The sequence below is a fragment of the Streptomyces sp. NPDC027962 genome (assembly GCF_055566095.1).
This window is the reverse complement of the sequence record NZ_JBVHTA010000077.1, coordinates 1-10,779: the sequence shown is the minus strand read 5'-3', so window position 1 is coordinate 10,779 and position 10,779 is coordinate 1. Positions and strand designations below refer to the sequence as shown.

Annotated in this window: 11 protein-coding genes; all 11 read right to left on the bottom strand. The window is 67.1% G+C overall.

What is annotated here, in order from left to right:
- Window positions 1–403 precede the first annotated feature (403 nt).
- The gene (locus ACZ4SA_RS36215; RefSeq protein ID WP_468282861.1) at window positions 404–1,462 is read right to left on the bottom strand and encodes a methyltransferase; all 1,059 of its coding nucleotides are present in this window, start codon (window positions 1,460–1,462) and stop codon (window positions 404–406) included.
- 11 nt (window positions 1,463–1,473) lie between these two features.
- Complete coding sequence (locus ACZ4SA_RS36210; RefSeq protein WP_468282858.1) at window positions 1,474–2,667, bottom strand: cytochrome P450; 1,194 nt, start codon at window positions 2,665–2,667, stop codon at window positions 1,474–1,476.
- Between the two features lie 44 nt (window positions 2,668–2,711).
- Window positions 2,712–3,932: a cytochrome P450 gene (locus ACZ4SA_RS36205; RefSeq protein ID WP_468282855.1), complete on the bottom strand. Its 1,221-nt coding sequence runs from the start codon at window positions 3,930–3,932 to the stop codon at window positions 2,712–2,714.
- Window positions 3,933–4,235: 303 nt separating this feature from the next.
- Window positions 4,236–5,078, bottom strand: a complete 843-nt coding sequence (locus ACZ4SA_RS36200; protein ID WP_468282852.1) for an ABC transporter permease — start codon at window positions 5,076–5,078, stop codon at window positions 4,236–4,238.
- Window positions 5,075–6,010: an ABC transporter ATP-binding protein gene (locus ACZ4SA_RS36195; RefSeq protein WP_468282864.1), complete on the bottom strand. Its 936-nt coding sequence runs from the start codon at window positions 6,008–6,010 to the stop codon at window positions 5,075–5,077. The genes ACZ4SA_RS36200 and ACZ4SA_RS36195 overlap by 4 nt, the downstream gene beginning before the upstream one ends.
- Window positions 6,011–6,200: 190 nt before the next feature.
- The gene (locus ACZ4SA_RS36190; protein WP_468282849.1) at window positions 6,201–7,052 is read right to left on the bottom strand and encodes a DUF4097 family beta strand repeat-containing protein; all 852 of its coding nucleotides are present in this window, start codon (window positions 7,050–7,052) and stop codon (window positions 6,201–6,203) included.
- A 34-nt stretch (window positions 7,053–7,086) separates the two neighbouring features.
- The gene (locus ACZ4SA_RS36185; protein ID WP_468282846.1) at window positions 7,087–7,602 is read right to left on the bottom strand and encodes a hypothetical protein; all 516 of its coding nucleotides are present in this window, start codon (window positions 7,600–7,602) and stop codon (window positions 7,087–7,089) included.
- 170 nt (window positions 7,603–7,772) lie between these two features.
- Window positions 7,773–8,972, bottom strand: coding sequence for a cytochrome P450 (locus tag ACZ4SA_RS36180; protein WP_468282843.1), 1,200 nt, complete (start codon window positions 8,970–8,972; stop codon window positions 7,773–7,775).
- Window positions 8,973–8,997: 25 nt separating this feature from the next.
- Window positions 8,998–9,213 carry an MbtH family protein gene (locus ACZ4SA_RS36175; RefSeq protein WP_468282840.1) on the bottom strand — a complete coding sequence of 72 codons (216 nt, stop codon included), beginning with the start codon at window positions 9,211–9,213 and terminating at the stop codon, window positions 8,998–9,000.
- Window positions 9,210–10,514, bottom strand: a complete 1,305-nt coding sequence (locus tag ACZ4SA_RS36170; RefSeq protein ID WP_468282837.1) for a lysine N(6)-hydroxylase/L-ornithine N(5)-oxygenase family protein — start codon at window positions 10,512–10,514, stop codon at window positions 9,210–9,212. Before ACZ4SA_RS36170 ends, ACZ4SA_RS36175 begins: the two co-directional genes overlap by 4 nt.
- 60 nt (window positions 10,515–10,574) lie before the next feature.
- A partial coding sequence (locus tag ACZ4SA_RS36165; protein ID WP_468282834.1) for a hypothetical protein occupies window positions 10,575–10,779 on the bottom strand: 205 nt, incomplete at its 5' end.

Genomic DNA, 10,779 nt, shown 5'->3' with positions numbered 1-10,779 from the left:
CCTGACCGACGACCCCGGACACCCGGCGACCCCACGGCCACCGGGCGTCCAGTACTGCCCACACCGACCCTGACCTGCTGCTATTTACGCGTCAGCGACCCTTTTCAGCATGCTCAAGGATCGCAACGCACTCCACATGATGGGTCATCGAGAAGATGTGTAACCGAGCCGGACAAACAAAGAGGTCACAGCCCCTTGGGTCGACTACTGGGGCCGGATCCGGGTGCTGGTCCGTCCATGCCTCAGTCGGTTCGCCGCCGGTCTGTCGGTCGAGGCCCGGGATCCGGATTCGGGGCCGGTCAGCCGAGGCCCGAGTCCGGGTCAGGGCTGGTCGCGGAGTTCACGCCGCGCACAGCGAGGCGGAGCCGGGGGCGGGCGGCGGCTCCGCCTCGAGTGGCCACTGTCAGGCCGCCGGCGTTCCCTCGATGACGTGGTAGTCCGGCAAACCGCTGGGGACCGGCACAGCCACTGTCGCCGAGAGGGTGAAACCTGCCGTGTCGAGCAGGTCGGCGTACTCGCTCCGGGTGCGCTCCCGGCCGCCGGTGAAGACCAGGTTATTGAGGTCCGTGAGCCCGTACGCGGCGGACTCGTCCGGGGTCAGAACCGGTGGCATGAGCGTCTCCACCAGGAGCAGCCGGCCCGTCGGGGCCATCCCCGCACGGCAGTTGCGCAGCAGCGCGGTCGCCTTCTCGTCGTCCCAGTCGCGGACGATGTTGTTGAGGACAAAGGCGTCGGCTCCGGCCGGCACCGGTTTCGTGAGGTCGCCCGCCACGACCTCGCACCGGTCCGCGACGCCGGCCGCGCCCAGCACGGCTGTTGCCCGCTCCAGCGCGTCCGCCTGATCGTAGAGCACGCCCCGAAGGCCCGGCACGGCGCCGAGGACCGCGGCGATCAAGGTGCCCTCGTCGCCGCCGAAGTCGGCGACGGTGCTGAACTGCGAGAAGTCGTACGCGCCGGCGACACCGGATGCGAACTCGCGGGCCGCCTGAGCCATGCCCGCGCGCAGTTTCACCGACAGTTCCGGGTGCCTCAGCATCGCCTCGTGGGCCGTCAGACCGGTGCCGGGATCGTGGGCGGGTCCGCCGGTCCGTACGACGGTCGACAGCTCACCCCAGGCCCGCCACAGCTCCGGCGCGGTGGACAGCACGAGGTCGTCCCGCTCGGAGTCCGGAACGTCGGCCCTCAGCCGATTGCCGAGATCCGTGAGCGAGAACCGCTCGGTGTCGTGCTGGGTTACCACACCCAGTCCGGCAAGGGCCCTGAGCAGTCTGCGCAGGGCTGCCGGGTGCGTGCCCGTCTCCCTGGCGAGGCTCTCGTAGTCCCGCGGGCCGCTGCCGAGCGCGTCGGCGACGCCCAGTTCCGCGGCGGCGTACAGGACTTGCGCGGGCACGTAGCCGAGTGACATCTGGGTCAGCGACTGTTCCGTGGGGGCGGTTTCCGCTTCCCCTCCGTTGGCGGACAAGCCATTTCCTCTCAAGAGGTGTGCAGAGTGAGCGTGTTGACGCCGATCATGTCGGGCGTCGGGAAGAACGTGGGCGGCGTGGCCGGGTCGGTCCTGAGCACCGGGAAGCGGTCGAATAGGGCGTTCAGCGCGATACGGCCTTCGAGGCGGGCGAGGCCGGCGCCGATGCAGAAGTGGATGCCACGGCCGAAGCCGAAGTGCGGGTTGGGGTCCCGAGCGGGGTTGTACGTCTCGGGGTCGTCGAACTGACGGAGGTCACGGTTCCCCGCGCCCAGCCACAGCATGACGATCTGGTCCTTGGGAATGACCTGCCCGGCGATCTCCACCTCGGCACTGGTCCCCCGGGCGAGCGCCGCCGACGGGGAGAGCAGGCGCAGTGCCTCCTCGATGGCGCCCGGCACCAGCGACCTGTCGCCACGGACCTTCGCGGCCACGTCGGGGTAGGCGTCCAGGCACAGGGCCGTGTTGCCGAGCAGCATGGTGGTGGTGATGTGGCCGGTGACCAGCAGGATGTTAGCGACGTTCACGATCTCGTTGTCGGTGAGGCGTTCGCCCTCGACCTCGGCCAGGGCCAGATGCGTGAGCAGGTCCTCGCGAGGGTTGCGGCGGCGCTCGGTGACGTGTCCGGCCATGTAGTCGAGCAGGGGCCGCAGTCGCTCCGTGGCGTCGCGGACGTCCTTCTCGCCCTGCTCGCTGTCGTCGAGGAACGAGAATCCGCTGAAGCCCTCGATGATGTCGTCGGCCCACTTCTTGAACAGATCGCGGTCGCTTGCCGGGACGCCGAGCAGTTCGGCGATGACGATGACCGGCAGCGGGTACGCCAGATCGGCGGCGATCTCGATCTCGGGCTTGCCCTCGACCGCATCGAGGAGTTCGCCGGTGATCGCGGCGACCCGCGACTCCATCGCAGCGACGAGCTTGGGGGTGAAGGCCCGGCTGACGAGTTGCCGGTACTTGCGGTGGATGGGCGGATCCATCTGCGACATGTCGCCCTCGAGCAGCGGCGCGTCGACGGAGACGGGAAGGAGATGTGCCAGGTTGGACGTGAACGTCCCGTGGTTGTTGAGTATTTCCAGCGCTTCGGGATATCCGTAGACGTTCCACAGACCCTGCTCCTCGTCGAACTGCACCGGGGATTCGGGTCGTTGTCCGCGCAGCCAGAGATGGTCGGGGTGAATGTTCCACCGATCGACGACCGTCGTCATCACACTTCTCCTTACCGGGATCTTACGGACTACTTGGTAACGATCTATTGGGTGACGACGGGCAGTGTGGCCACGCCGCTGGCATCCACCACCTGCAGGAACGACGGCGGGTTCGCCGGGTCGGTCCGCAGAGTGGGCAAGCGGTCCAGCAGGATTTCCACTGCCGCCTTGCTTTCCATTCGGGCCAGCTGCCGGCCCACGCAGAAATGGATGCCGCGGCCCAGACCGAGGTGCGCGTTGGGGGATCGCCCCGCGTCGAACATGTCCGGGTTCTCGAATTGCCGCTCGTCGCGGTTGGCCGCACCGGTCCACACGAGCAGCAACTGGTCCTTGGGTATGACCTGTCCGGCCACTTCCACCTCGGCATTGGTCGCCCGGCCGACTCCGCAGATCGGGCTCACGTACCGCATGGATTCCTCGAGCAGCGGCGGCACCAGCGAACGGTCCGCCCGCACGCGTGCCCCCTGGTCGGGGAAGGCGTCCATGCACAGCACGGTGTTGGCGATCAGCATGGCCGTGGTGAGGTGACCGTTGACCAGCAGACGGTTGGCGATGTTGGAGATCTGACTGTCGTTCAGCCGCTCACCCTCCACCTCGGCGTGCACGAGCTGACTGATCAGGTCCTCGCGGGGACGTTTTCTGCTCTCGGCGGCCCGCTCGTGCCAGTAGTCGCGCATCTCCCAGAGCAGCTCCAGCTCCTTCTCGAGCTCCTGCTCCTGCTCCAGGACGGTCTCGGGCGACTCGAACTTCTCGGAGCCGTCGAGCATCTTGTCCATCCACTGCCGGAACAGCGCCCGGTCACTCGCCGGGACGCCCAGCAGATCGGAGATCACGATCAGCGGCAGCGGCGCCGCGAAGTCCGCCACCAGATCGAACTGGCTCTTCCCCTCGATGTCGTCGAGCAGCTCGTGGACAATCCCGTGCACCTGCGACTCGAGCTTGGCCACGAGGCCCGGGGTGAACGCGTGGTCCACGAGTCCGCGCAGCTTGCGGTGCTTCGGCGGGTCCGTGTGGCTGAAGTCGCCCTCGACTATGGACTCGTCGAGCTTGATGGGGTCGAGCCGCATGGTGTCGCTGGAAAACGTCTTGGGGTTGCCGAGTATCGCAGCCGACTCGGGATAACCGTAGACATTCCACAGCTGCAACTCTTCGTCGTAGTCAACAATTTTCTCCGGGCGCTTCCCACGCAGCCAGAAATGGCCGGGATGGAACTCCCACTGGTCGACGGGCGAGGTCACAGGTGTGTCCTTCCGTGAAAGAGTCATGAATGCCGAGCCACTCCTGCCGCGGGCTCATGTGCTGCATGCGGTACCGATGTTCTGCATGCGATGGAGAGCGAATCGAGCGGCCGGCGCGTAAGAATAGGCGCCGAATTCAGCATGCTGCTCCAGTGTTCAAGCGCGGCCTTACCGGTGTCAAGGTTCGTCCGAGTTCTCCGTGACCCTTTCCTGTCCTGGCGACGGGACACGGCTCACCGTGAGCGCTTGGTTTCTCCCGGCGCGCAACTGCCCTTTATCACAGCAGAATTCGACTGTCGCGCAATCGCGCCGCACGGGACGCGGAATGTGTCAGCCGACCCGCTGCAGGGCCTTCTCCCGGCGCTCGGCCATGGCCGACCCGGACTCCCGCCGCGCCATTCGACGCAGCACGATGGGCGCGAGGACGAGGCCGATGGCTGCCCACGCTCCCAGCACGCCGACAGTCTCCAGATGACGCCAGGAATCGCCGATCTCGACGGTGACCGCACTGTCGGGAAGCAGGGCCGAACGCATGCCGAGCCCGAGCCAGTAGATCGGGAAGACCTGGGCGATCCACTGCACCCATTCCGGCATGGAGGTGACGGGATAGAAGATCCCGGAGGTTCCGATCATCGCGAGGATCGGGAGCGTGAGCAGCCCCTGACTGCGGGCGCTGCTGAACACCGATCCCAGCACCGCGCCGATCGGCAGAGTGGCCACCAGCCCCAGCGCCAGCACCCAGCCCAGCGTGAGCCAGGAACTCAGGCTGCTGATCGTAAGGCCGGGAATGATGAACAGGCCGGGGACGAGGAAGATCGCGAGGTCGACGATCACGCCGCCCGACACCGAGATGATCTTGCCGATCAAGTAGGCCGGCATGCCGTTCGGGGTCGCCTTGGCGCGCAGCAGTGTCCCGTCCTCCCGCTCCGCGGTGAGCAGTTGGCTCATGGACACCATGGCCATCGCGGCGTTCATGCCGAGGATGCCGGGCAGCACCAGGGTGCCGAGCTCGAATCCGCTGCTGCCGAAGGACACGTCCCGCAGGAAGAACGTCACGATCAGCATCAGCACGGGCCAGAAGAAGTGGTTGAACAGGTCCCCGCCGTTGGTGAACGACTGGCGCAGTTCGATCAGGCCGCGGGACCAGCCGGCGCGCAGTGCTGTCTCGTTCATCGGGTCACTTCCCCCATCTCGCTCGCCGATTCCGCTTCTGCTTCGCGTTCGCCGGTTGCCTGTTGCACCAGCGAGAGATACGTGTCCTCGAGGGTGGCCTTGCGGACTTCGAGGTCCGTGATCTCCTCGCCGTACTGCCGGAACAACTCGAAGGCGAACTTGGTGGATTCGCTGGTCGAGCGCACGAAGGCGCGGCCGTCACGGATCCAGCGCACCTCGTCCTCGCCGACGATGCGCTCGGCGAGTTCCTGTGCCGTACCGTCCGCGATGATCTGCCCGCCGTTCAGGATCATGATGCGGTCCGCGAGCTTCTGGGCCTCGTGCAGATCGTGGGTGGTGAGCACGATCGTGGTGTACTGCTCGTCGGCGAGACGGTCGACGAGGTCGTGGAACTCGCGCCGGGCCACGGGGTCGAGGCCGGCGGTGGGCTCGTCGAGGAAGAGCAGTTCGGGGCGGCCCACGATGCCGACCGCCACGTCCAGCCTGCGGCGCTGACCGCCGGAGAGCATCCGGACCTTCTTGTCCGCCTGTGCGGTCAGGCCGACCGCGGCGATGAGCTCGTCCGGGTCCCACGGCCGCTTGATCTGCTCGGTGGAGTAACGGGCGTAGTACATGCCGAGGTGCGCCAGCAGCTCACGCACCCGCCATCTGCCGTGGTCGCGCCAAGACTGGAGCACCACACCGATCCGTGCCCGCCAGCGTTCGTCGCCGTGCGCCGGATCGGTGCCCAGCACCTCCACCCGGCCGGCCGACCGCATACGGAAACCCTCGAGGATCTCGAGCGTGGTGGTCTTTCCCGCCCCGTTCGGTCCGAGCAGGCACACCACCTCGCCGTGGTGCACCCGGAGATTCACGTCCTGCAGGACCTCCGTCGTCCCGTAGCGCATGCGCAAGCCATCGACATCCAGCACGACCCTCTCGCGCGTTGTCATCATTGATCCCTCATCTTCACACGTGTTTCTCCGGGTGGGGGCCTGGCTCGGGTGGCGGCCCGGGAACCGCGGGGGATGTCGGTCCCCGGGCCGCCGGGGCCGTCGGCGGGGTGTTGGTCATGCGTCCGCCGGGGCCCTGTCTCGTCGCGGCAGCAGCCGATGAACCGGCGCTGCCGTATCAGCGGAGTTGTCAGGAGCGGCGGATGACGATGTCGCCGCTGTAGGTGCGGACGCGCACTTCGACGATCTCGTCGGACTTCGCGGGGCCGTCGACGACCTTCAGGGAGTTGCGGACCGCGCCGGACAGCGTGCTCACGTCGAGCTTCGCCGCGGTGCCTTCCCTGATGCCGATCTCGATGTCGGCGGACGAGGCCGTCACCACGACCGTGCCGCGGATGACCTCACCGATCCGGATGCTGCCGTGGGCGGTCTTGGCCTCGACGCTGCCGTGCGCCCGCTCGACATGGAAGTCGCCGTTCATCCCGGTCAGGCGCAGGTTTCCGGTGACGTCGCCGATTCTGGCCTCGCCCTGGTCGTTGCCGATCAGAGCCGCGCCGTCGATCTCGTCGACGCGCACGCCTCCGGAGCCGTTGACGACCTTGGCGTTGCCCACCACGCGGGCAACGCTGATCTCGCCGCGGGATGTGATCAGTCGCAGCGGGCCGGTCTCCTCCAGCCGGATGTCGCTCTGTGCGGCCTCGAACCGGCACTCGCCGAGGCGGCCCTCGCCGCGCAGCGCCACCCAGGACGAACTGCCCCGCACATGGGAGCCCTCGGGCAGCTCGATCACCACGTCGACGGAGCCGGCGCGGCGCGACAGGCCGGGCCAGTGGAGCATCTGCGTCGGCGCCTTGATCTGCAACTTGCCCTGCGCGTAGTCGATCCGCGCCTGTTCCGCAGCTTTGACGTCGGCGGCATTGGAACTGTCGGTCGGGCGGACCTCGACGACCGTGTCGGCCCGTCGGCTCGCCGTGATCGCGATGTCGCCCGTGGAGATCTCGATCCTGGCGGAGATCGGTTCAGGAGTGTCGAAAGTGGGCATGTCAGCCTTCCCTGGTGAGCCGCTTGCGTGTGCGCTACCGCACCCAGCCGACGTTGTACTGGTCCCCCGGTGGCGCCCGCCGTTCGGAGCGGCCGGCGCCGTTGAGGGTCGCGGTGACGGCCCGTACGAGCCAGGCATTGACCGAGAGCCCTTCCCGGCCGGCGGCTTCCTCGATCCGCGCCTTGAGGTGCTCGGGCGGGCGGAAGTTGATACGCGCCGGGGCGCCCTCGTCCTCAGCCGCCGGGATCACCATGCCGTTTCCGGCGGCAGGGCCACCGATCAGGAAGTCGTCGAAGCCGATGCCGGCCGTCGGCCGCGTCACCACGAAGCTCGGTTCGAGGCCACGCAGACGAAGGTCGACCGACCCCGGCGCGAGATCACGGGAGATCTCGTCCGCAGCGGTCGACAGCGCATTCAGCAGGGTGAGCCGGACCGACGCGTCCAGCGAGGGCACCAGGCGCTCCGCGACCCCGAGGTTCTCCTCGCCGGCGGCCTCCGCAGCGAGCAGGAACTCGCGGCGGAGGCTGTCGACGTACGGCGTCAAGTTCATAGCGCCATAGTGGCACACACATGGCGCCATACACAAGCGGCTCCCGGCAGGGAAAGTCAGCGGCAGGCAATGTGCGCAGTAATCACCTCATCTTCGGCGGAAACCGATAGCGCCACGATGGCATCACCTTGGCCGTCGGGCCGGCCCCACGACCGGACAGCCGACCGTGACTACGCCGACGAGGTGCGCAGCGGGAGCGTGCTGACGCCGGTCGTGTCGAAGCCCGGCATGAACGTCGGCGGCTTGTCCGGGTCGGTGAGCAGCTCCGGGAACCGGTCGAACAGGAGGTTGAGCGCGACCCTGCCCTCCATCCTGGCCAGCGGCCCGCCGAGGCAGAAGTGGATGCCCCGGCCGAATCCGAGATGCGGGTTGGGCACCCGCGTCATGTCGAAGACGTCCGGTTCGGCGAACCGCCGGGTGTCGCGGTTCGCCGCCCCGTACCACACCATGACCATCTGATCGGCCGAGAGCCGCTGCCCGGCGATCTCCACGTCCCTGGTGGTGGCCCGGTACGTCGCCGCCACCGGGCTCAGGAACCGCATCGACTCCTCGAGCAGGCCCGGCACGAGCGATCGGTTTTCGCGGACACGAGCCGCCTGCTCGGGATAGCTGTCCAGGCACAGCACCGTGTTGCCGATCAGCATCGTGGTCGTCAGATACCCCGCGATCAGCAGCATCTTCGCGAAGTTGACGATGTGGTTGTCGGTCAGCCGTTGGCCGTTGAGGTCCGCCTGGATGAGCCGGCCCAGCAGATCCTCCTGCGGCCGCCGCCGGCACTCGGCCGTGTGCTCGCGCAGGTACTCGAGCATCTTGCGCATCGGCGCCATGCTGGCCTCGAAGATGCGCTCCTGGTCCTCGGCGTCGTCCTCCATCGACACATCGCCGAGGCTGTGGACCATCTCCGTCATCCATCGCTCGAACAGATGGCGGTCGCTGCTCGGAATGCTCAGCAGTTCGGCCACCACGGTCACGGGAAGGGGATACGCCAGGCTGGTCATCAGGTCGAACTCGTCCCGGTCGGCCACCGCGTCGAGCAACTCGTGGGTGAGCGCGGTGATCCGCGGTTCGAGGTCGGCCACGACCTTCGGGGTGAAGGCGTGGCTGACCAGCTTGCGCAGCTCACGGTGGTCCGGCGGATCCGTCTGCAGCAGATCGCCTTCCGTGAACGACTCGTCTGCACCCATGGGGAGCAGGCGCGCCATGTGGGACGAGAACGTCCCGGGGTCACTGAGAACGTCGATCGCTTCGGGATAGCCGTAGACGTTCCACGCCTTCATCTTCTCGTCGAACTCAACCGGCTGCTCCGGTCGGCGCCCGTACAGCCAGAAATGCTCCGGGTGGATACCCCATCGCTCGGCCGGAGTGGTCATGGAATTTCTCCTTCGACGCGTTCTTTCAGTCCCCGGCCATGGCCTCGCGCAGGCTCCTCGGCCGCATGTCGACCCAATTCGCCTCGACGTACTCGAGGCAGTCCTTCCGGCTACTCTCGCCGAATACGGTCCGCCAGCCGTCTGGGACGGGGGCGAAGGCCGGCCACAGCGAATGCTGGTCCTCGTCGTTCACCAGCACGTGGAACCGGCCGTTGTCGTCGTCGAACGGGTTGTTGCTCATGCGTTGATTCCTTTCTCCTGGGCGCCGGATCGCCGGGCCGCGATCGAGTGCGCGATCTCTCCGCTGCGGATGGCTATGTTCGACAGGAGCGACGACGCCAGCCCGTGCGTGTGCTCCGTCCCGCCCTGCAGATAGATCCCGCAGTCGAGTTCGGGGGTCGTGACCAGTCGGTAGTCACGGCCGACGCGGTGCCGGCCCTCCGTGTCCTGGACGCAGTACGCGTCGAGCTCGCCGAGGATCTCGGCCGGGTCCATCGGGTCGTAACCGGTGGCGCAGACCAGGACGTCGACGTCCAGGTCGTACGACTCCTCGCTGACCAGCGAGTGCACGGTGATACGGGTGTCGTTCCCGACGCGCTTGACATCGACCACCCGGGCCAGATTGAGGAACTCCAGCCGCTCGCTCTTGCTGAACTCGTCCTCGTAGGCCCGCTCGTACAGGCCACGGATCACCTCGTCGTCGACCACCGAGTAGTTCGTGTTCTTGTGGTACTGCCACACGGCGTCCTTGGACCGCTGCGAGCCGTGGTAGTAGCTGTCCACGGCACCGGGGTCGAACACCTGATTCGCGAACGGGGTGTCGTCGGCGATGGAGTAGCCGTAGGACGGGACGATCGCGGACACCTTGGCGTCCGGCAGGCTGTCGTAGAGGAACCTGACGATCTCAGCGGCACTCTGGCCGCCCCCGACGACCGCCACCCGTTTCGGCTCATCGCCGCTGCGCTGACGGAAGTTGTGCAGGAACTGCGAGCTGTGCCAGACGAATTCGTCGGGTTCCAGACCGACGGGCATCCTGGGGACCAGCCCGGTGGAGATGACGACGTTCCGTGCGTCGACCTGGCGCGAGCCGCCGGCCGCGTCCCGCACGGTGACCCGTACGCGGTCGGCGACCCCCTGCCCAGCGGCCGGTGCCGGCCCGATCGCGGTCACCTCCGAGTTGTAGGCGACCGGCTGCGTCAGCTTTGACTCGGCCCACTCGAGGTAGTCGTGGAACTCCCGCCGGGTGGGGAAGAAGTCCTGGTTGTTGACGAACCTCGTGAGCCGCCCCACGTCGTGGAGATAGGAGATGAAGCTGAATTTCGACGCCGGATTGCGGAACGTGGCCAGGTCTTTCAGGAAGGAGACCTGCATCTTGGCCGACGGCAGCAACATCCCGCGATGCCAGCCGAGTGACGGCTGGCGTTCGAAGAACGCGGATGTGATGGGATCCGTGCTCTCTTCCAGCGCTACGGCGAGCGACAGGTTGGACGGTCCGAACCCGATGCCCACGACGTCATAGATTTCTGGTTCACGCGATTCCATTGCTGTGTCCCCTCAGTGAAAAGCCGAACTGACCTGGCCCCGCCTGCGCAGTCGATCCCCTCAGTCCCGGGCGAGTTCTTGGCTGATGATCTTGCAGATCTCGGCTGCCGGTCCCGGCAGGTACAGGTCCTCGTGGGCACTGTGGATGTCGTGCTGGTGCAGGGCACCGAGGCAGGGCGATTTCAAAGTCGGGGTGATCTTGTAGGCGTGCAGGTCACGGCGGTGTGACGATGTTCTGTGGGCGCGCGACGTACGCAACGAAGCT